The organism is Microcoleus sp. K1-B1, assembly GCF_036704705.1.
GTDB lineage: Bacteria > Cyanobacteriota > Cyanobacteriia > Cyanobacteriales > Microcoleaceae > Microcoleus.
This window is the reverse complement of sequence record NZ_JAUBSH010000024.1, coordinates 1-21503: the sequence shown is the minus strand read 5'-3', so window position 1 is coordinate 21503 and position 21503 is coordinate 1. Positions and strand designations below refer to the sequence as shown.

Genomic DNA, 21503 nt, shown 5'->3' with positions numbered 1-21503 from the left:
TAACAGTAGCAGAGGATCTCTGCAAAAGTTATCTTTCACAAGATAAGTCCGGGAGCGCGGCAGCTCCTAATCTTGGGTAAAATTTTTAACACATTTCACGTAAATAGGCGAGGTTAATTATGAAATACGAAATCAAGGTTTTGGAACCAACGGATTTGTGGTACGTCCAAAATAACATCAATCCTGAAACCAATAAGTTTTACCATCCCACTAAAAATATTCCGTTGGTTCAGCAAGCGGAAATTAACTTGAACAATTCGGGAGTGATTATTCAAAAAGGTGCGCTGCATTGGTGTATGGGGAAATTGACTTCCGGTGTTTATAAAACGGATAACCGTTTGAAAGATATGTGGGTATCTTTGACAACGGAAATGGACTACAACGCTCCTGTATATCAAGGGACTGGTACGGTGAAACTGGAACCGAGACAAAAAGGCAATTTCCTGCATTATACGCCGATCGCTCTGTCGGATGGGGAGCAGTGGGAATTTGATGATGGTGTATTTCAGTTTTGTTCGGACAATGTAGTTATCGGTGCTAAAAAACTGAAAGTCCGACAAGTGGCTGCTTCTAATGACGGTAGGTGGAGAATTGCTGTTACAGCTTTGCGCGAGCAAAAAGCTATAGTTGTAGCTGCTACAAATTCACCGGGTAAGATTGTCGAACTCAAGCAAGGTGAAACTTTGATAGCTGATTGCGATTTGGTTAAAGGATTTACCAAGGGGATTGAAGAAGATTATCGAAAATTAGGTCATTTTGGCAAAGGCGGTGGAGAGGGTTATGTTTGGTTTTATCAGGGGAAAGGTAAATTATTAGTATGTGAAAATGATGCTATGGGTTTGGGATAAGTTGTTGCATTTTTGTCGAGCGGTATGAGAATTATGAGTGGTATTTATGTAAGATAAGGAGGAAGAAACATCGCACACAAATTTGCAGGCATGAAAGTGTCTGAGATTCTCAAAGGTAAAAAAGGTAGTATAAAACAAGCACAGCTTCCAGCAAATTCGCCAAGTTGGGAAGAATTTAGCGAAATGATATGGGAGCAAATAGAAAGAGGTGCTGAAGAAAATATCCCAGGCTTTAAGATGGTTCGCAAATTGTTGAGCGATCGGAGATTTGATAGATGAAAAATAATGGATTTGACCAAGTAATATTATTTTTGCAAAAATTGCAAAAACAGGCTATCGATTACAGTTTAGCGCATCATCGCGATGAAGCTCTGATGGTAATTGTAGCTGTACCTGGGGAACGGTGGGAAATTGAATTTTTGAGTGATGGTTCGGTGGAGGTAGAGAAGTTTGTCAGTAATGGAGAAATTGTTGGAGAAGAAGCTTTGAGTGAGTTATTCGATCGCTATTCGGAACTAGACGAGACAAATGGCGATTTGACTCAAAAGATTGAGTTGACAAATGCGAGAAGATGAGTTATGTTTTGCGGAATTTGCGATCGAGTTGCAGCAATGCCGAAACGATATCGCCGATCGCAACCGCCGCAAATTCGGCTTCTGGGAGCCTGATCGCCCTGTATTCCCAATGGCCGACTTGCTTATCTGCCTAGAAATCATATACTTTGTCAAGTTAAGAAAATATTTTTTTGATTCATCCAGGAGCGAGAAAAAAAAATGTACATAGTACAAATTGCCTCGGAGTGCGCCCCCGTCATCAAAGCAGGGGGTTTGGGCGACGTAGTTTACGGTTTGAGTCGGGAGTTGCAGAATTCCGGTCACTGCGTCGAGATTATTTTACCGAAGTACGACTGCATGAGGTACGACCACATTTGGGGACTTCACGAGGCATACCGGGATTTGGCTGTGCCTTGGTACGGCGGCGAAATCCTCTGCGATGTCTTGTGCGGCTGGGTGCACGGGCAGTTGTGTTTTTTCATCGAACCTCGCTCTCAAGATAACTTTTTTAATCGCGGCTGTTATTACGGGTGCAATGACGACAATATGCGCTTTGCATTTTTCAGCAAAGCCGCGTTGGAATTTTTGCTCAGAAGCAACAAGCGTCCCGATGTGATTCACTGTCACGATTGGCAAACTGGTTTGGTTCCAGTCTTGCTGTTTGAAATTTACAAATACAATTGGATGGAATATCAGCGAGTCTGCTATACCATTCACAATTTCAAACATCAAGGCATGGGAGGTAGCGATATTTTGCAAGCAACGGGTTTGCACAGACCGGATTATTATTTTGATTACGATCGCCTCCGAGATAACTTTAACCCTTTTGCCCTCAACTTTATGAAAGGTGGGATTGTTTACTCGAACTTTGTCACCACGGTTTCGCCACACCACGCTTGGGAAGCTCACCTGGGCGAGTTTGGCTACGGTTTGGGCCACACTTTGCATTTGTATCAAGAGAAGTTTCGCGGGGTGCTCAACGGCATTGATTATGATGTTTGGAATCCTGAGAGCGATCGCTATATTCCGCACCACTACAATCAGGAGGATTTGGCAGGAAAAGCCAAAACAAAAAAAGCTTTGCGCGATCGGCTGTTACTGCGCGATGCTGACAAGCCTATTATTACCTTTATCGGTCGTTTGGACGACCAAAAAGGCGTTCATCTCGTCCACCATGCAATTTATTACTCTCTGAGTAAGGGAGCACAATTCGTGCTTTTGGGTTCCGCGACGGAAGCGGGAATTAATGCTCATTTCCAGCACGAAAGATACTTTTTAAATGATAATCCAGACTGCCATTTAGAACTAGGTTTTAATGAGGAACTGTCGCACTTAATTTACGCCGGTGGGGATATGATTGTGGTTCCCAGTAATTACGAACCCTGCGGACTGACTCAGATGATTGGGTTGAGGTACGGTACTGTTCCTGTGGTGCGGGGAGTTGGCGGTTTGGTGAATACTGTGTTCGATCGAGATTACGACACCCGCCACCTGCCGGAAGAACGCAACGGTTACGTGTTTTACCAAACAGACTACTCGGCTTTAGAGTCGGCGCTCGATCGGGCGATCGGATTGTGGTATGACTATCATGATGAATTTGAAAAACTCATGCTTCAAGGCATGAATTGTGACAATTCGTGGAAATATCCAGCTAAAGACTATGTGGAAATTTACGAGTTAATTCGACACAAATAATCCGTAGGATCTGAGATGCTGCACCATTGTCAAGAACGGACTCTCCGGCCCGTTCCACAAGAAAACTCATTCTTTGTGGAACAGGCCGGAAAGCCTGTTCCTAAACAAGTAATTGAGAATGGTGCAAGATCTCAGTATGATGCCAGTGTGCAACTTACTAACTGTAGGTGTGGACTGGTAGGCCGCGTCTTGGTGGCTGTTGAGCCTGGTTGAGAATTCGGGAAGTTGATACCTAGTCAGCCAAAATCTTTGTCATAACTACAGTGCTGGACGCATCAAGACCTTAGCCCGCAAATTTTTTACCTAATTTGCGGGCTAAGGAATGAGAATTAAATAACTTACAATGCGTGATGGTTCTTGTGGGATGGGCGTCCCGCCCTTTCTGGACGGGCGGGACGCCCGCCCGAAAAATAAAACGCAAGATTCCTGACAGCTTATAACAAAGTCTTTTCGGAAAAAAACTGCCGGTTGAGCGAAGTCGAGACCGGACTTGTGACCAGCAGTGCGTCACCCCTAAAATAGTTACGCTTTCGATCATCAAATAAGAATTACTTGCATTAATATAGTAAAGCACTGACTATAGATGGCTGTAGAGAGACCATCATGTCAATTACCAGATGAAAAAATCTATCATTATAGAACAATGAGCATTTCTCGGCGTATTTTTCTTGCCAGTGGTACAGCAATGGCTGTCGTGGCCGTGGGGGAACTAAGCAAAAAAGCCCCTGTCGCAGCCCAAACCGGTACTCTCAACCTTTATTCAGCACGTCACTACGACACTGATAATGAGTTGTACCAAAGCTTCACCAAAAAAACTGGGATTAAGGTTAACCTCGTTGAGGCGGATGCTGACCAACTAATTGAACGGATCAGAAGTGAAGGTGCAAATAGCCCCGCTGATGTTTTGATCACGGTGGATGGTGGGCGTTTGTGGCGGGCAAAACAAGCAGGTATTCTACAACCTGTTTCTTCAACAGTCCTGACATCGGCAATTCCAGCAAGTTTGCGAGATCCTCAAGGTTTCTGGTTTGGTCTCTCGCGCCGGGCACGGGTGATTGTTTATAACAAAAGCAAGGTGAACCCTACCCTGTTGTCAACCTATGAGGCGCTGACAGAACCTCGGTGGAAAGGTAAAATTTTAGTGCGATCGTCCACTAATATCTATAATCAGTCTCTGGTTGGGGCTATGTTAGCAGCTCATGGAGCTCAAAAAACAGAAGCTTGGGCGCGAGGATTGGTGGCTAATTTTGCACGTCCTCCAGAGGGAAATGATACGGCACAAATCAAGGCTGTTGCTGATGGGGTAGGCGATATTGCCCTGGTTAATACCTATTATGTAGCTCGCTTAATGAAATCGAAAGATCCAGCAGAAAAGGCGATCGCGGCGAAAGTAGGTGTATTTTTCCCCAACCAGCGCGATCGCGGTACTCACGTCAATATTTGTGGTGCTGGTGTAGTCAAAACCTCCCGTAACAAAGCAGGCGCGATCAAATTCTTGGAACACTTAGCCAGTCGCGAAGCGCAACAAATTTTTGCTAGGAGTAATAACGAATACCCTGTGATTTCAGGTGTGGCGATCGATCCTGCAGTTGCCAGTTTTGGTACATTCAAATCTGACCCTCTCAACCCTGATGTGTTTGGGAAAAATAACCCTGAAGCTTTAAAGATTTCCGATCGCGCAGGATGGAAATAGAGGCTTTTTGAACAAGAAGCTACTCTTGGTGATTCGGCGGTTTCAACCGCCGAATCCCATCAACTTTAATTTTTAATTTTACCATCTGGCATTATAGCGCCTTTCAGGTTTGCCCCTTGCAGGTTTGCCCCAGTCAAATCAGCACTATTTAAGTCAGTTTCACTTAAATCGGCATTACTAAGATTGGCATTATTCAGTTTTGCACCTCGCAAAAAAGCCCCCTTGAGATTTGCATTACTCAAATCAGCATTTGTGAGATCGGCCGAAAATAAACCTGCTTTTTCCAGAGAAGCACCTTTTAAATTTGCACCTTTGAGATTGACGCTATCGAGTAAGGCTTCATTAAGTTTGACCTTTTCTAGCATTGCACCTTCCAACTTAGCACCATTGAGATTAGCGCTGGTTAAATCCATGTCACTTAACTTGGTATCAGTCAGGTCACATCCTGGACATTGCTTAGTTTTTTGTAATGTTTCGAGGGGACCAGCCACCTGTTTTTGGCATCCAAAGGTGACAAAAATAGTAAGTAGTAAGAAAGAGATTGTGCCAGTAGTGCGGGTAAACATTGGTGAAATTTTATTAATCATCTTGATTTATGAAGGAAAAAAGAAGAGGAAAGAAGGGTTGATACATTCTCCTGAAACCCGCCAGGGAATAAATTCCCCCTCTTATAGCTAAAGTCGGTTGAAACCGACTGAAATCCTAGCTTTATAGTCGTCTTCAGACGACTTTCGCTATGAGACAGGGGTTTCAACCCCTGTCGGACTATAGCTTTAAAAGAAGCAATCAGCTCTGCAACCAGGAAATAGATTTGGGGGTTATACTGTTGAAGACTTGCGCGATCGCGCAATTTTCCAACTTAATAAAATAACCGGTAACATCCCCACTAAAACAATTGCCAATGCTGGGCCAGAAGCTTCGGCCAATCGCTCATCAGAGGCAAGTTGATAAGTTCGCACAGCCAAGGTATCAAAGTTAAACGGTCTAATAATTATAGTAGCAGGTAACTCTTTCATTACATCAACGAATACTAACATCATGGCAGTTAGTAAACCTCCGGTCATCATTGGTGTATGAACTGTAACTAAAGTTTGCATCGGGCTATAACCCAAACTTCTCGCCGCATCATCTAAATTAGGCTTAATTTTGCTCAAACTTGACTCTACCGCATTTAAAGAAACAGCTAGGAAGCGAACTATATAGGCAAATACCAAAGCTGCGATCGTACCACTTAACAACAAGCCTGTAGAAATTCCCCAGTTTTCACGCATCCAACTATCAAATAGATTGTCAAATTTTCCAATGGGAACCATAATCCCCACTGCAATCACAGATCCAGGTACAGCATAGCCCATTGCCGCAACTCTAGTTCCTAACTGCACTCCTAAATTAGGATATAACCGTAAGCCATAAGCCATGATCAAGGCAATAATGACGGCTAAAATTGCTGTCAGGGTGGCCAAAATTAAACTATGACGGGCAAAAATCCAAAAGCGTTCATCTAAGGTTAGTTGCCAATTAGCTAAGGTCAACTTGAGTAAAAAACCCGCTGGCAATAAAAAACCAAAAAACAGCGGCAGGAAACAAGCCATTACCGCTAAAATTTCCCTAATTCCTTTAAGTTGATAAGTTTGTAGTTGGCGATAGCGGCTGCTAGCTTGATAATATTTAGTCCGACTGCGCGACCAGCGTTCTAGTAAAATTAAACCGAGAACAAATAATAATAGCATCGCCGCTAATTGATTGGCTGCAATTCGTTCTCCCATGCCAAACCAAGTCCGATAAATACCTGTGGTGAATGTATCAACTCCAAAATACTGAACAGTACCATAATCGTTGAGAGTTTCCATCAAAGCCAGTGCTAAACCTGCAACAATTGCAGGTCTTGCCATTGGTAAGGCAACGGTAATAAAACTCCGCCAAGGGCTACAGCCAAGTATTCTACTAGCTTCTAGGGTACAAGTGGATTGCTCCAAAAAAGCAACTCTTGTTAATAGGTAGACGTAGGGATATAAAACTAAGATTAGCATTAAGATTGCTCCAGGGAGCGATCGCACGTTAGGAAACCAATAGTCTCCATAACTCCAGCCAAATATAGAACGCAAAGCACTTTGAACTGGGCCGGAAAATTCTAAAAAGTCTGTATAAGTATAAGCTAGGACATAAGCTGGGGCCGCTAAGGGTAACAGTAATGCCCATTCAAATACGCGACTGGCCCGAAAGCGACACATTGTTACTAGCCACGCACATCCTACGCCAATCACGACAACACCAAAGCCTACACCGATCATTAACAATAAAGAGTTGACGATATAACGGGTTAAAACTGTATCGGTTAAATGTTGCCATGTATCTTTAGCTTCAAAAAAGATACTGGATAAGACACTGATGACTGGTATGGCGATCGGCAATGCTAAAGCGATAACCGCAAGTGTCCACCCACTAGCGGATAAACCGCGTAAGGTTGATAGCCATTGGATTGTCCTGATTCCTGTTTGCTGTAGTGATTTTTGGGAATTTTTCATTGCTAGTAAAAAGTCTAGCTTGCTATTTTATCAGTAGGTGTAAACATTTGTCAAGCCTTTATGATAATTAATCTCACTAAACTGGTATGTTGTAGAATAGTAAGTTGTTGATTATTTATAGCAATAATGGCTCGACCGATAATTCTGCATTTGGATGGTGTAACAAAACAGTATTCCCAAGCTGCATCACCGGCGGTGGCATCTGTCACCCTGACTTTACATCAAGGAGATATACTGGGGTTGTTGGGGCCATCGGGTTGTGGGAAAACAACGTTGCTGCGGTTAATTGCTGGTTTTGAACAGCTACAAGCAGGGACGATCGCCCTAGCAGGAAAAACTGTAGCCAGTGTTAATATGTCAGTCGCGCCGGAACAGCGAGACATTGGTATGGTGTTTCAAGACTATGCACTCTTCCCCCATTTGACAGTCGCGAAAAATGTAGCTTTTGGCTTGACGCATCAAGGAAAAGAGTCAAAGCATAATATTCAGAAAGGTGTCACCGAAGCATTAGCGTTGGTGGGATTAGAAGGATTGGAAAACCGTTATCCCCATGAATTATCCGGGGGTCAGCAACAGCGAGTGGCGCTGGCCCGTGCGTTAGCGCCTAGACCTGCGATTATTTTACTAGATGAACCATTGAGTAATTTAGATGTACAAGTACGGTTAAGATTGCGTCAGGAAGTCCGCGAGATTCTCAAAGCAACGGGAACCTCTGGTGTATTTGTCACCCACGATCGCGAAGAAGCACTTTCGATTTCAGATTGGGTAGCCGTGATGCGTCAAGGCAAATTAGAACAGTTTGGCACTCCAGAGGAAGTTTATCAAGAACCAGCATCTAGATTTGTGGCTGAGTTTGTGACTCAAGCTAATTTTGTTTCTGCATCGCTAAAGCAGGATTTTTGGGAAACAGAAGTAGGTTGTTTTGCTGTTAAAGGAGATTCATTTGTAAAAGTTCCTTGTGATGTTTCTACTGAAGGAGAATTGATGATCCGGCAGGAAGATTTAAGTTTATACTTAGATGAAGATTCGGCTGTTGTGATTTGCGATCGCCAATTTTTAGGTAGAGAAAATCGTTATTGTTTAAAAACACCTTCGGGCGAAAAGTTATATGCACTCACAACCACAGGAAATGTTTTTCCTATTGGTTCTAAAGTTCGGTTATCTTGTGGTGATAATTCTCCCTTAGCTTTCTTTGTTGGTAAGCCTAAGCCATAGCTAATGCCTAATGCCTAATTCCTAATGAGGAAAAAATCCTCCCACTCTCCCCCACTCTCCCCCTCTTCCCTCTTCCTTAATAATTAAATTCTCTCTTTCACCATGTCTCAGCAGTCTGGCTAGGGTGTCTGAGGTGTTATTTCGCAAACGTTCCTTGACCTGGGAGATGATTCGGAAGTTGAATCAAGAACTGGGGATTCCCCCTGAAATTCTCATCCAACCCTATGAGTCGGTACAAATCCCCGCGTAACAATGACAGGATAACAGATGTGCAATCGATTTGTGTAAAAAGGGCGATCGGCATGAGGATACTTGTCCTCCAGCGCCAAGGGCAGATACACCGAACATACTCAGTCTAAAAGTTGCTTGAACTTGGGTTCGGTGATGAAATAAACGAAAAGTTTCCGCCTCTCCAAGAAAATAGCTATGTTCCACGCATAAGTTTTCCGTATATTTACTTAAATCCGGTAACTCATTTGCACTTTTTATGTTTATTTGGTATAATCCGCTATGTGAATCAATTCATAATTAACAAAATCACTACTAAAATGGAATTATCTGTACTAGCTTTACAAGCAGCAACTATTGCACTTTGGGTAATTGATAAAGTTTCGGGTGGGGCTTTAGAGAAGGCTGGAGCAAATCTTCTAGATTTCTTAGAAAAACGATTTCAAGACAAACTCCAGATCAAGGGTTCTGAACCAAAACTTTTAGAAGCTGCGATCCTAAGTGAAGCTGAGTGCGACAAGAAGTTTCAAGAAGATCTCGAAAGACTTGTAACTCAGTATCAACAAATACAAAAAACACAAATTACCTCCTATGTTTCTCAGAGAAATCAATCAGGCGTAAACCTTAATGTTGACAAAAATTCGGGAACAGTCATTGGGCAAAACATAGAAAAGCAATTTTTTCGTTGAGAATTATCTTGACCTTCAAAACATAGACTTAGAGCCAAACAATAATTTTTTCATAAGGCTTTTAAACTACATTAAAGTAGTTTTATTTCTTATATCTACTATATTTTTTTGGCTCTTATTTGGTTGGTTAGCTGACTACTCTTTTCCCTTTGGTCAAGCTTTAGATTTAATGCTTGCTTGTTTCAAAGGTACTATTTCAGCCAGGATTAATACCCTACAGCAGCAATTCCAAAAAACAGATGTAGTTCCCCAGCCGGAAAACAAGCAGCAAGTTCCAAAACTAAATAACTTAGAGTCTCAAGCATGGTTATATGAGGGTATATTAGAACGTCTTGGTGCAGATCCTTCTGCAAATCATGAAAGAATTGCAAGAACACTTGAGGCATTGGAGTATAAAAGAAGTGAACTTCTACAAGAACTAGAGCCTCGAAGACCTCGAAAATATCGGATATTAACCGGAATACAAGATGCTGCTCGTGTTCTTTTAGCTAGTCAGGCTGAGAAAGATTATGAGCAGCTTCAGAAAATTGTAACTAATCTGGTTATTTTTACCAGAAGCAGGGAACCGTCACAAATCATTCTTTCAGAAGCAATCACCAAATTAGCTGCAGAGATAGGACAAAATGCTAATCAAATTAGCCCTTATCGTCTTCGTCTTGCTTATAAAATAGAGGAATTAATCAGGGTTTTATCAGCAAAGCTAGTTTTAGGTGATGATACCTCTATAGCTAATATTAACAATCAATCAATTATTAATGAGCTGCAATCTCGTATCAATCTTTTATCCAAAGAGTTTAACAAGTTACTTAGAGCAAAACAAGAAAATACAAATGAGATAAACGGACGCATAACAGAAATTTACAAGCTTACAAAAACTATTTCTGATTTGTATAGAGACATATCAAATCGTGATGCAGATATAGTTGCTTTGCAAAAAAATATTCAAAATTTAACGGAATCTCTCCAAGAAAAGCAGGCTAATATAAACAGCCTGCAAAATTCCCTATCTGAATTGCAAAGAGATTTTGAAGATTCCCAAATTACGCCAGAAGAATATGAGAAAATCGACAATAAAAGTGATTATGTGTTTGTTAAAGCCCACGACAGAAAAAATGGGTCGCACGTCACAGCACATTACAGAAAACGACCAAATAAATAAACACCCAGCAGCCTAATAACCAGCTTGGAGCGGACTGCCGAGAGATATTGGTAGGAATACAAAGGTTACTAGCAGTCGCTCCACTCAACCGATCGCACGCACACCGATTCCCCTAATTCCCGTCCTCTTTTCGCCGTAAGATCGATCGCCCCCTATCCCTCTCCTCAAAAAATACAGCCACCAGCAAGGTTCAAATCTGATCCGGATCGATCGCCTGCGATCGCCAATATGCCACCAACCCCGTCAGCAAACAATTCCCCTCGCTATCGCACCAGCGTCACCATTTCTGAGTCTGATTTTGCTCACGGCCTTCCCATAGGCCCAATTGTACTGCAATGAGTTCGATCGGAGAGTCAAGGAAACAATATTACAAAATAAAAGCCTTTCATCCCGGTGACTTTAGTCTGGGGATGAAAGGCTTTTGCACGTTTTGACCAGCCTTCAATCTTGTTGGTTTGACAGATTTAAGCTAATTTTATTCAAATGAAAGTATGTTAATTTTCGGACTTCTGTCCTTGCGATTCTCGCACAGCAACTTCTGAATCCGGCTGATTCAGAGCCATTTCTAGAGATTTGGCAATCTCGACTGGCTCAGGAGTACGCTTAGAAAATCCCCAGACAAACATCAAGACGATACTGGAAACTAGCAGCCATTGCGGAGGAACTAAATCGGGATTAATTACTTTCACCAACAACCGCATTCCCACGAACCCAACTGTGATGTAACCAGCACTTTCTAGGTGAACGAACTCATCCAGCCAGCGGATGAACAACCCGGCCATGAATCGCAGGGCAATAATTCCAATAGTAGCGCCTGTTACGACGATAAAAGTGTTGTCAGAAACAGCAATCGCAGTAGTAACGCTATCCAATGAAAACGCTAAATCCGTAAAAGCAATCATGGGAATTGCTTGCCACACAGACGCAAATCTGGGCCCGTGATGTTCTCCTTCGGAGTCTGTCTCTGAAGTAAAATGTTGGAAAACAAGCCACAGCAGGTAGAGAGCACCAAGCAGTTCAAACTGCCAGTATTGGATCACCCAAGTAGCCGTTAAAATTAGAGCTATCCGCAGTACAAAAGCAATTATCAAACCCAAGTTGAGAGCCTTTTGCTGTTCCTTGGCATCTTCCAAACCTTTAGAAATAGACGCCAGGGCGATCGCGTTGTCAGCCGAAAGTACAGCCTCCAAAGCCACCAAAACCAACAATAATAAAAAGCCGTCAACTCCAAAATTGGGTGAAGCGTCGAGAAATTGATCTAGCATTAACTATTTTGTGCACCTAAGATTGGCAAGGGTCGAGCGCAGCGCAAATTACCCGCTCTGTCTAACATTAGTGTCACCTTCACTTAAATCTTAACCTAACGCGGTAATTCTGTGGGAGGCGATCGTCCGAACAACGTCCGAAGGAAGCAGTCCCAGGAAACCAGGAAAAATTCTCCCCCTCCGACACTCAAAAACGGCGCCACTGCGTCACTGCGCCACTGCGCCACTCCTCCCCGGACGCACCATTTGTGTTGCAAGTTGTAACAAATGATTCCCAAAAGCGCCAATTTGTCTCAAATTGGTGAAAGCTCGTGCCCGCGAAAAGGAGTTTTGCGAATATGTCTTTAACAGATACCCAAGTCTACGTAGCGCTCGTAATTGCTTTGATTCCCGGAATCTTGGCTTTCCGGCTGTCAACTGAACTGTACAAATAGTTTCCAGACAACAGTTGCGAACCGCAAAACGCCTGCCTGAGCAGTTAAATCTCTCGCATTACAGATACAGACAATTGCTGCCCCAGTGCAGTAGATTGTTTGTGTTCAGCAAGACGAGACTGCAAGGGCAGGCATTTTTATGGGAAAATTCCGTCTTCAGGCGTCACCTTTGTCTCAACAATTTTGGCTGTCAGTACCCTGACAAACAGCGGCGAGTGTGCGTTAAGCTCAGAATTTGCTCTGTTGAACTCTAAAACGTCAGTCTCAGGTATTTGAAAAAAAATTATGCAAGCGATTCAACCCACCGTTACCCCACTGCGTCCTGTAAAAAACTCCCCTCGGGTTACTCCTCGTCGCAGCAGCAGCCGCCAGCGTTCCTACCCTCACCAAACCCTCGCGGCCGAAACAGGCGTCAAGTTGGCAGTCAACATGGTACTTTCAGTCTGTGCCACTTCTGCTTTGCTTCAGCTTTGGCCTCACTACCGGGCGGTTCAAGAAAAATTGCACGAAATCCAAGCTGAAGTCAATCTTACCCAAGGGCGAGTAAATCAGTCGCGATCGAACTTTAACCGCTACTTTGACCCTAGTCTTGCTAAAACTGTGATGCAAGAGCAAAGCAACCAAGCTGACCCGCAACAGCGTCCGGTGATTTTGCAAGAAGCCGAGGTACCTGACGCCGAAGAATCAACCCCCCAACCTTAAGGGAACGGGTGTTTTGGGTTTGGAGATCACGTCCGGTTTGCATCATTCTTGTATGTCATTGCTTCGCACAGCGAACAATGACAGATGAATCTGTCGGACGTGATATCCCTTTTGAATAAAAGAGTTTTTAGGATGATTCTTGTCTGTCGTGGCGAAGCAAACGCAGAGACAGACAGACCTGCGTATTGTCACCTATTGCAAGCTCAAAACTTCAAACTCAGACTTATACTGACTTGGCCAGCACGGTTTTTTCTTTCAGTAGTTGCAGTGCAGCTTGATATTGCAAGTCTGCTGCGGTGCCGATTTGATCGCGCGCGATGGGTTCCAAAGGTACTACGCGATCGGGCGAAATCCCCAGCTTGTTAATATCTTTATGGTTAGGCGTCTCGTACTTAGCAACAGTCACAGCCAACCCGGAACCGTCAGACAAATCAAACAGTGACTGAATCAGTCCTTTGCCAAAAGTCTTTTCGCCTACCAGTTGAGCTCTGCCGTTATCTTGCAGCGCACCCGCCAAAATTTCGCTAGCACTGGCAGTTCCCTTGTTCACCAAAACAATCAGCGGATCGTTAGTTAGGGCTTGTCCATAGGCTTCAAAACTGCCGAGAATGCCTTGTCTGTTCACCGTGTAGACGATCGTCCCGGAATCGAGCCACAAGCGGGCAATTTCAATCCCTGCTTGCAACAGTCCGCCCGGGTTGTTCCGCAAATCGAGAATGTAGGCGGCGGCTCCTTGTTTTTCCAAGCGGTCGATCGCGTGAGCGACTTCCTCAGTAGCGTTAGCGCTGAATTGACTCAAGCGAATGTAGCCCACCGGCAAATTTTCCGACCCCGACTGCAATTCGGCGTAAACCGGATTCAGAGCAATGCGATCGCGCACTAGCTCAATGTCCTCAGCAGCGTCCCTTCCCTCGCGCCCCAAGGTCAAGGTAACGGCAGTGCCGATGCGGCCGCGCATTCGAGTTGCAGCCTCGTCTAGGCTCAATTCTGAGGTAGGAGTGCCGTCAATTTTCAGAATGCGATCGAGGGGTTGGATGCCAGCTTTATCTGCAGGTGAGCCGGCCAAAGGAGCCACCACTGTCAGGGTATTTGTCTGGGGGTCGATCGCAATTTGCAGCCCCACACCCGTCAATTCTCCCGAAGTGTTAACCTGCAAGCTGCGGTACTGTTCGGGTTTCAGCAGTCGAGTGAACGGGTCGTCGAGATTCGCCAGCATCCCCTGAATCGCCGTGTAAGTCTGCTGTCTGTCGTTGAGCGGTTGCTTGACAGCTTTTTCGCGAATCGACCACCAATTGTGATTGTTGAATTTGTCATCCACATAAGAGCGATTGACAATTCGCCAAGCTTCGCTCAATAGCTGCTGTTCAGGAGTCAGCGCCGCCGCAGGCTGCGCCCACCCACCTAGAACTAGGACGACTTGGAGGAAAAGTAAAATAGCAATCTGGAAAACTCGTCTGTGCATGATTGTTCTGTAAAATACCAGTAAGTATTACATTTTATGTATTTTACGTTTGTACGCTGGAAACGCTGTTGCAGATTTAACTCGCCTCTTGAACGATCGCGAGCGTCCCGCTGGCACTTGTAAATAAATATAAGCGATCGGTCGTCGATGATATTACGCGATCGTCTCAGGAATAGGGCGCGATTCGCTTGCGCCCTGGGCTGGCGCGACCCGCGAGGGATTGCTTCAAAACCTGGTTCGACTCTCCGCAGAGATACTAAAGCACCACCTGACTATCTCGATTAGTCTTGGACGCATCGGAGCTGAGAAACCGGGTTTGATCTAGGAAAATACTTTGTTCTCACCTGCAGATTCGGTAAAAAAGCCGATTTGTGAGTATCGGAGTGCGTCCAGGAGTGTCTGTCTGGATGCAACAAGATTTACTGGCATCCGTACATCATCGATACGTTAAAAATCAATGATTATATAGTTGGTTAAGTTATCAAAAGTTATATTAATTTTTGATAACTTAAGTGGGAAAAACAAATATTTTTTGGATAGCTGCTAAACAAAAACATAAGTCATAGGATATCCTAATATTTTATTTTAATTTTAGCAGGTGTGTCATGTTAGAATCACTACCTCCACTTTCCCCAAAAGCGATCGCATTTATCGATGCTGCCGTCCCCGACCCTCAAATCTTAATCGACGGCGTTATCCCTGAAACCGAAGTAGTTAAATTAGAGTCAAACCGCAACGGCGTGGAACAAATTGCCGAAGCTTTGCAGGGAGAGAAGTTTTCAATAATTCACATTATTGCCCACGGGCAACCCGGTAGCGTGCAACTGGGGAACGTTGAATTGAGTTGGGAAAAGTTGAGAGATCGCGCCGACAATTTCGTGCAAGCAGTCCAAGGATGGGCGCGATCGCTGACACCAAATGCCGAAATTATGATCTACGGCTGTAATGTTGCCAAAGGAAATATAGGCAAAGCATTTGTACAGCGTTTGAGTCAACTAACAGGGGCAAGTGTTGCTGCTTCTGAGAATCTGACAGGTTGTGCAGAAGGTGGCGGCGACTGGGAATTAACAGTGACAGCGGGGACAATTAAAGCTGGCATTGCATTTCTCCCAGAAGTGATCGCAGCTTACGACCACGTTCTGAATACGTTTAGTTCTGCTAATAATTTTAATGCGGGAACCAGTCCATCCTTTCTTGCGGCTGGCGATTTCAATAACGATGGCCTCTTAGATTTAGCTGTTGCTAACCCCACCTCGAATAGGGTTTCTATTTTACTGGGAAACGGTCAAGGAGGATTTAACTCTGGAACTGATTTGACTTCGGTATTGGGTCCTACCGCGATCGCAGTTGGCAATTTTAACGGCGATAACTTTTCCGACTTAGCGATAACTTCCGCACAAGGTGCGGAATTTAGCAGCATTTATATCTTTTTAGGATCGGGTAATGGCAACTTTAACAGTCCGGGATTTTTGGATGCCCTCGAAAAGCCTAGCGCGATCGCTGTCGGCAATTTTAATGCTGATGATTTACTCGACATTGCCATTACTCAATCCAGTGGCAATGCTTTTGTACCTGAAGGCAATGTTGGCATTTATTTGGGAACGGGACAAGGCGATTTTTCCACTCCTGTTACTGTGAATGTCGGGCAAAATCCCAGCGCGATCGCTGCGGGAGATTTTAACGGCGACAATTTTCTCGATCTCGCCGTCGCCAACCAAAATTCTAATAATATTACCATATTATCGGCAAATGGTCAAGGTAGTTTTGGCAATCCAACTAATATTAATGTCGGTCAAAGTCCGAGTGCGATCGCAGTTGGAGATTTTAACGCTGACGGTAGATCCGATCTGGCTGTAGCCAATACAGGCAGTCAGAACGTATCAATTTTATCAGGAACAGGTCAAGGAACTTTTAGCAATCCTGCTAACTTTAATGTTGGGGTAGATCCTAGTGATATTGCCGTTGGTGATTTCAACGCTGACGGTCAACCCGATTTAGCTGTAGCGAACGCCGGTTCTAATGATGTTTCAATTTTAACTGGAACCGGTCAAGGAACGTTTAACGGGCCGTTTAATTATAATAGTGGGGGAACCAATCCGATCGCGATCGCGGTTGGAGATTTTAACTCGGATACCAGACCAGATATTGCTGCTGCGAATACTGGCAGCAACAGAGTTACAATTCTGGCGAATGTACTCTTGCAACCAAATTTTGACGGCGTACCACTCAGCGTCGCGGAAGGAGACACCGACACAACAGTTAATCTTCCTATAACTCTCGAAGAGGGGTTGCTATTTGCAGATCAGATTGTTACCATATTAACTGCACCTAATTTTGTTACTTCGACAGCTACAGCTACTCAAGGTGTTGACTATAATCTTTCTAATAATACTCTTACTTTCCCTGCTGGTAGTAGCAGTTCAAGCCAAAATCTTGCACTCACAATCAAAGCAGACCATTTGGCAGAAGAAGACGAAGCAATTGTATTGACTAGTACAATTTTCCCTACTTTCGTAGTCTTTTAATCCCTGGTAACGATCCGATTATTTACACAGTTGGTGCTAGTGCTGGTAATGTTCTTGAAGGCAACTCCGGCACAAATCCGCTGATATTTACTGTTAGTCGCAGTGGCGGTACTGATTCAGCAGGGACTGTCGATTATGCGCTCGCCGGAACTGCTACAAACGTCAGCGATTACAACAATATCGGCGGCACTTCCGGGGCAACTGACGTTAATGGTACGGTTAATTTTGCTGCGGGCGAGACATCGAAAACGATTACTTTGGACGTTTTGGGCGACAGTGCGATCGAACCGGATGAAACTATTACTGTCACCTTATCAAATCCGATCGCACCAGGCCCGACTCCAACAATTACAACTGCTAGTGCGACAACTACTATTACTAATGACGATACTGCTTCTGTTGTAGTCAATCCCGATAGCGGATTAACTACAACAGAAGCAGGAGGAACAGCAACATTTACTGTCCAACTCAACTCTGAACCAAGTGCTAACGTGACTGTTGGCTTAAGCAGTTCCAATGTTGCCGAGGGAACAGTTTCTATACCCTCGCTGACATTCACTCCCGCCAATTGGAGTGCGCCGCAAACTGTAACGGTAACAGGCGTTGATGACAATATTGCCGACGGCAATCAAACTTACACTATTTTCACTGCTGCGGCTGTTAGTACAGACAGCAATTACAGCAATTTCAATCCCTCTGATATCAGCGTTACGAATAGCGACAACGAAACTCCCGGCATTACCGTTAATCCCACAGCAGGATTAACTACGACAGAAGCGGGAGGTACGGCTAATTTCAGTGTTGTCCTCAACACTCAACCTACGGCACCTGTTACTGTCGTTTTAAGCAGTTCTAATCCTGCAGAAGGAACAATTTCTACTAATACCTTAAGTTTCACTCCTAATAACTGGAATCAGGCGCAGACGGTAACGGTGACAGGTGTTGGTGACAATATCGCTGACGGCGATATTGCTTACACTATTGTTACTGAGGCTGCTGTTAGTACCGGCAGCAATTACAGCAATTTTAATCCCTCCGATGTCAGCGTTACTAACAGCGACAGCGATACAGTCGGCGTTACCGTTAATCCGGCCAGTACCACAGCAGTAGAAGGCGGTGCAACGGGAAGTTATACACTTCAGCTAAATTCGCAGCCAACAGCGCCCGTAACAGTCAGCTTTGACGGGGGAAATCAAATAAGTACGATCGCCCCGATCGCCTTCGATGCCGCTAATTGGAATATTGCCCAAACTATAACTGTAATTGCGACGGACGATACAGTTGTTGAAGGTACTCACAATGGCACAATTAATCATTCAGTAACAAGTACCGATGCGACATATAACGGAAGTGCGATCGGGCCTGTCACTGTCGCCATTACTGATAATGACACGCCAACACCAACGCCGACACCAACATCGCCAACACCAACATCGCCAACACCAACACCGCCAATAATTACATCGCCAACACCGACACCGCCAATAATTACATCGCCAACACCAACGCCAACACCGACACCGCCAATAATTACATCGCCAACACCAACACCGCCAATAATTACATCGCCAACACCAACACCGCCAATAATTACATCGCCAACACCAACGCCAACACCGACACCGCCCACACCGCCAATAATTACATCGCCCACACCAACACCGCCAATAATTACATCGCCCACACCAACACCGCCAATTACACCGACACCAACACCGCCAATCACACCGACGCCAACACCGCCAATCACACCGACGCCAACACCGCCAATTACACCGACGCCAGCCCAAATCATCATGCCGCCGGCGAAATCGGCTGGGATTACGGTGAGTTTGACATCGGGATTAACCACTACAGAATCGGGAGACAAAGCAACCTTTACCGTCAAACTAGATAGTCCGCCAACTGCTGATGTCAAAATTGATTTAGCAAGTTCCAATACAACAGAAGGAATCATTTCCCCAGTCTCGCTTACTTTCAATTCAACTAACTGGAATTCACCGCAAACGGTAACAGTAACAGGTGTTGATGACCTTGTAGCCGACGGGAATAAAACTTACAGCATTGTTACGACACCTGCTATTAGCAATGACAGCAACTATTCTGGGTTAAACGCAGCCGATGTTACCGTTACCAATAGCGACAGCGAAACCGACAACAATACAGGATTTCCCGTAGATAGCGCAACTGGCGTAGCATATAAACCGGGTGAACTTTTGGTCAAATTGAAACTAGGTGCAGGGAACGAAGCAATCCAGAGTGCTTTTGAGGTTAATGAAGCAATCTCGATCGAAAATCTAGTACCGCCCAGCCAACAGTTAAGCTCAGCGCCTCGCCGATTAGCTCAGTGGCGAGTTGTCAACTTTGCCGCAGACGCAGACTTGTTGCAAGTACAGACAACGTTGGCGAACGATCCCAGAATAGAAGCCGTGCAACTGAACTATCTGGAATCTATCAACGCGGTGCCCGATGATACCCAGTTCAGCGAACTTTGGGGTTTGAATAATACAGGAGCCAGTGGCGGAACCTCAGATGCCGATATTGATGCGCCGGAAGCTTGGGACACCGCAACAGGTAGCAGCAGTGTCATCGTCGCCGTTGTGGACAGTGGCGTGGACTACAATCACGAAGACCTGGCTGCCAATATGTGGACTAACTCCGGGGAAATTGCCGGCAATGGTATTGATGATGATGGCAACGGCTACACAGATGATGTGCGCGGCTACGACTTTGCTAACAACGACAGCGATCCGATGGATGACAACGGCCACGGCAGTCACGTTGCCGGCACGATTGGTGCTGTTGGCAATAACAATCTCGGCGTAGCAGGCGTCAATCACACCGTCAGAATCGTGCCTTTGAAATTTATCAGTGCGGGTGGCACAGGTTCGGTAGCCAATGCTGCCAGAGCCATCCGCTACGCTACTGATAAGGGCGCGGACGTAATCAACTACAGTGCCGGCGGTTATCGTCCTTCTGATTTCGACCCGCGTAGCGATGTTCGGTATGATGCGATCGCAGATGCCCATGATGCTGGAGTTCTTTTCGTCGCAGCAGCAGGTAACGATGCTAATGATAATGACACCAATCCCCTTTACCCCGCCAGCTTCGATCTGCCCAATGTCGTCTCTGTCGCAGCAACTAACCGTAATGATGGTTTATGGAGTTCCTCCAATTTTGGGGCTACTACCGTAGACTTAGGCGCGCCCGGAAGCAGCATTTTGAGCACAGTTCCCGGTAATAACTACGCTGTCTATAGCGGAACTTCAATGGCCGCACCCCACGTAGCAGGTACGGCGGCACTACTATTAGCTCAAGATCCGACCCTGAGTGTCACCCAACTGAAAAATTCTATTCTGTCAAATGTTGACCTGCTTCCTTCACTGGCAGGAAGGACTGCTACCGGAGGACGTTTAAATCTTCGCAAGGCTTTCAATCGTCCGCCGGTTGTGAATCGTTCAGTGTTTTCGCAAAGTGCGGCGCTGGGTTTTTCTCAAGCTGGAAATACCTTTACTTTAGCTGCCAATACTGACACAGATCCCGATGCGGGTGACAGCATTAATTATTCGATCGCCCTCGCAAATTTTAGCGAAAGTTTCTCTGCATTTACCTGGAGAACCGATCTCAATGGCGGTTCTTATCGCCAACCAATTGCTGGTTCGAGTTTCCCGGAAATTCCGTTACCTTCCTGGCTGACTTTTAATTCTGCAACTCGCACGATTAATTTAGGCCCAACTCGCCCGTCAACTTTTGACTATTGGTTAAAGGTAACGGGAACTGATGAATCGGGCGCGAGTGTTAGCGAGGTAATTCGGTTCAAGAGTTATGGCCTCGCCGGTTTTGTTATTGACGGTTATATCGCTGGTGCTACTGTCTTTTTCGATGCCAACAAAAACGGTGTACTTGATGCTAGCGAACCTTCTGCTACTACTGCGGATAACGGGGAATTCGATCTCGATCTCGACTCGAACATTTTCGACAAAAATCAAAATGGCGAACTCGATCCAGAGGAAGGCAATATTGTTGCTTTCGGCGGCATTGATACGGCAACTGGTTTGCCTTTGGAAACGCCTGTCACTGCCCCGCCTTACGCTACTGTTGTCACCTTGTTAACCAGTTTAGTAGCAGATTTAATTGACAAAGGAATTGACAGCGATCGCGCCGAATCTCTCGTCAAATCTTCTCTTTCCATTCCCCCGAATGTTGACATAACTAGCTTAGATCCGATCGCAGCTACCGAAAATGCGATCGCGGGTGGAGTAGAAACTTTGACTGCAATGGTCAAGGTACAAAACGTCATTACCCAAACTGCTGCTTTAATAGACGGTGCGTCGATTCTGGACAATACCGACAGCGTAAAAGCAGTTGTAAGTGCGATCGTTCAACAAATTCAATCGGGGACAACTCTCAATCTCAGCGATCCCAACCAGTTAGGGACTACCAAATAAAAAACTCGTCCAAAATCAAGCAGTACTGTAAACAATATCTATAAACCACTTACCGAGATTG

Annotated in this window: 17 protein-coding genes; 13 read left to right on the top strand and 4 right to left on the bottom strand. The window is 44.9% G+C overall.

The features are described 5' to 3' along the window. The first annotated feature begins 119 nt into the window (after nt 1-119). The 6 genes from QUA83_RS11560 to QUA83_RS11535 all read left to right on the top strand — a co-directional run bounded on the left by QUA83_RS11560 (nt 120) and on the right by QUA83_RS11535 (nt 4790). Nucleotides 120-848, top strand: coding sequence for an AIM24 family protein (locus tag QUA83_RS11560; protein WP_333293305.1), 729 nt, complete (start codon nt 120-122; stop codon nt 846-848). A 90-nt stretch (nt 849-938) separates the two neighbouring features. Next, a complete protein-coding gene (locus QUA83_RS11555) occupies nt 939-1127 on the top strand; it encodes a hypothetical protein (protein ID WP_333209858.1) in 189 nt (62 codons plus the stop codon). Then, a complete protein-coding gene (locus QUA83_RS11550; protein ID WP_333051746.1) occupies nt 1124-1423 on the top strand; it encodes a hypothetical protein in 300 nt (99 codons plus the stop codon). The genes QUA83_RS11555 and QUA83_RS11550 overlap by 4 nt, the downstream gene beginning before the upstream one ends. Next, complete coding sequence (locus QUA83_RS11545) at nt 1420-1557, top strand: hypothetical protein (protein ID WP_333293304.1); 138 nt, start codon at nt 1420-1422, stop codon at nt 1555-1557. The genes QUA83_RS11550 and QUA83_RS11545 overlap by 4 nt, the downstream gene beginning before the upstream one ends. Before the next feature lie 64 nt (nt 1558-1621). Then, nucleotides 1622-3097: a glycogen synthase GlgA gene (gene glgA / locus QUA83_RS11540; protein WP_333293303.1), complete on the top strand. Its 1476-nt coding sequence runs from the start codon at nt 1622-1624 to the stop codon at nt 3095-3097. 643 nt (nt 3098-3740) lie between these two features. Then, nucleotides 3741-4790, top strand: coding sequence for a Fe(3+) ABC transporter substrate-binding protein (locus QUA83_RS11535; RefSeq protein WP_333293302.1), 1050 nt, complete (start codon nt 3741-3743; stop codon nt 4788-4790). A gap of 65 nt (nt 4791-4855) precedes the next feature. Here the strand turns inward: QUA83_RS11535 and QUA83_RS11530 are convergent, their stop codons facing one another. Further along, complete coding sequence (locus QUA83_RS11530; RefSeq protein WP_333293301.1) at nt 4856-5377, bottom strand: pentapeptide repeat-containing protein; 522 nt, start codon at nt 5375-5377, stop codon at nt 4856-4858. A gap of 231 nt (nt 5378-5608) precedes the next feature. Further along, nucleotides 5609-7315, bottom strand: coding sequence for an iron ABC transporter permease (locus QUA83_RS11525; RefSeq protein ID WP_333293300.1), 1707 nt, complete (start codon nt 7313-7315; stop codon nt 5609-5611). Between the two features lie 126 nt (nt 7316-7441). Here QUA83_RS11525 and QUA83_RS11520 point away from each other — a divergent pair, with 126 nt between their 5' ends. From QUA83_RS11520 to QUA83_RS11510, 3 genes are all read left to right on the top strand, one after another. Further along, nucleotides 7442-8530, top strand: a complete 1089-nt coding sequence (locus QUA83_RS11520) for an ABC transporter ATP-binding protein (RefSeq protein WP_333293299.1) — start codon at nt 7442-7444, stop codon at nt 8528-8530. 362 nt (nt 8531-8892) lie between these two features. Beyond that, complete coding sequence (locus QUA83_RS11515) at nt 8893-9447, top strand: hypothetical protein (RefSeq protein WP_333293298.1); 555 nt, start codon at nt 8893-8895, stop codon at nt 9445-9447. 169 nt (nt 9448-9616) lie between these two features. Beyond that, a complete protein-coding gene (locus QUA83_RS11510) occupies nt 9617-10606 on the top strand; it encodes a hypothetical protein (RefSeq protein ID WP_333293297.1) in 990 nt (329 codons plus the stop codon). A 494-nt stretch (nt 10607-11100) separates the two neighbouring features. Here the strand turns inward: QUA83_RS11510 and QUA83_RS11505 are convergent, their stop codons facing one another. After that, the gene (locus tag QUA83_RS11505; protein WP_333293296.1) at nt 11101-11871 is read right to left on the bottom strand and encodes a TerC family protein; all 771 of its coding nucleotides are present in this window, start codon (nt 11869-11871) and stop codon (nt 11101-11103) included. A gap of 338 nt (nt 11872-12209) precedes the next feature. Between QUA83_RS11505 and psaM the strand changes: the two genes are divergently transcribed. Continuing rightward, nucleotides 12210-12305, top strand: a complete 96-nt coding sequence (psaM, locus tag QUA83_RS11500; RefSeq protein WP_015174804.1) for a photosystem I reaction center subunit XII — start codon at nt 12210-12212, stop codon at nt 12303-12305. 285 nt (nt 12306-12590) lie between these two features. Continuing rightward, the gene (locus QUA83_RS11495) at nt 12591-13007 is read left to right on the top strand and encodes a slr1601 family putative cell division protein (RefSeq protein ID WP_333293295.1); all 417 of its coding nucleotides are present in this window, start codon (nt 12591-12593) and stop codon (nt 13005-13007) included. A gap of 223 nt (nt 13008-13230) precedes the next feature. Here QUA83_RS11495 and ctpA read toward each other — a convergent pair whose 3' ends face one another. Then, nucleotides 13231-14469, bottom strand: coding sequence for a carboxyl-terminal processing protease CtpA (gene ctpA, locus QUA83_RS11490; protein WP_333293294.1), 1239 nt, complete (start codon nt 14467-14469; stop codon nt 13231-13233). A 605-nt stretch (nt 14470-15074) separates the two neighbouring features. Here ctpA and QUA83_RS11485 point away from each other — a divergent pair. Together QUA83_RS11485 and QUA83_RS11475 are read left to right on the top strand one after the other, a co-directional pair. Continuing rightward, entirely contained in the window at nt 15075-16994 is a 1920-nt protein-coding gene (locus QUA83_RS11485; protein ID WP_333293293.1) for a DUF4347 domain-containing protein, read from the top strand. Further along, on the top strand, nt 16994-21442 hold the full coding sequence (locus tag QUA83_RS11475; RefSeq protein ID WP_445301769.1) for a S8 family serine peptidase: 4449 nt from the start codon (nt 16994-16996) through the stop codon (nt 21440-21442). Before QUA83_RS11485 ends, QUA83_RS11475 begins: the two co-directional genes overlap by 1 nt. Nucleotides 21443-21503: the final 61 nt, after the last annotated feature.

Bases quoted from the DNA above. Each gene is read 5' to 3' on its own strand.
- QUA83_RS11530 (WP_333293301.1), bottom strand. From the start codon at position 5,377: ATGATTAATAAAATTTCACCAATGTTTACCCGCACTACTGGCACAATC.
- psaM (WP_015174804.1), top strand. From the start codon at position 12,210: ATGTCTTTAACAGATACCCAAGTCTACGTAGCGCTCGTAATTGCTTTG.
- QUA83_RS11495 (WP_333293295.1), top strand. From the start codon at position 12,591: ATGCAAGCGATTCAACCCACCGTTACCCCACTGCGTCCTGTAAAAAAC.
- QUA83_RS11545 (WP_333293304.1), top strand. From the start codon at position 1,420: ATGAGTTATGTTTTGCGGAATTTGCGATCGAGTTGCAGCAATGCCGAA.
- QUA83_RS11505 (WP_333293296.1), bottom strand. From the start codon at position 11,871: ATGCTAGATCAATTTCTCGACGCTTCACCCAATTTTGGAGTTGACGGC.
- ctpA (WP_333293294.1), bottom strand. From the start codon at position 14,469: ATGCACAGACGAGTTTTCCAGATTGCTATTTTACTTTTCCTCCAAGTC.
- QUA83_RS11525 (WP_333293300.1), bottom strand. From the start codon at position 7,315: ATGAAAAATTCCCAAAAATCACTACAGCAAACAGGAATCAGGACAATC.
- QUA83_RS11485 (WP_333293293.1), top strand. From the start codon at position 15,075: ATGTTAGAATCACTACCTCCACTTTCCCCAAAAGCGATCGCATTTATC.
- QUA83_RS11520 (WP_333293299.1), top strand. From the start codon at position 7,442: ATGGCTCGACCGATAATTCTGCATTTGGATGGTGTAACAAAACAGTAT.
- QUA83_RS11555 (WP_333209858.1), top strand. From the start codon at position 939: ATGAAAGTGTCTGAGATTCTCAAAGGTAAAAAAGGTAGTATAAAACAA.
- QUA83_RS11560 (WP_333293305.1), top strand. From the start codon at position 120: ATGAAATACGAAATCAAGGTTTTGGAACCAACGGATTTGTGGTACGTC.
- QUA83_RS11510 (WP_333293297.1), top strand. From the start codon at position 9,617: ATGCTTGCTTGTTTCAAAGGTACTATTTCAGCCAGGATTAATACCCTA.
- QUA83_RS11550 (WP_333051746.1), top strand. From the start codon at position 1,124: ATGAAAAATAATGGATTTGACCAAGTAATATTATTTTTGCAAAAATTG.
- QUA83_RS11535 (WP_333293302.1), top strand. From the start codon at position 3,741: ATGAGCATTTCTCGGCGTATTTTTCTTGCCAGTGGTACAGCAATGGCT.
- glgA (WP_333293303.1), top strand. From the start codon at position 1,622: ATGTACATAGTACAAATTGCCTCGGAGTGCGCCCCCGTCATCAAAGCA.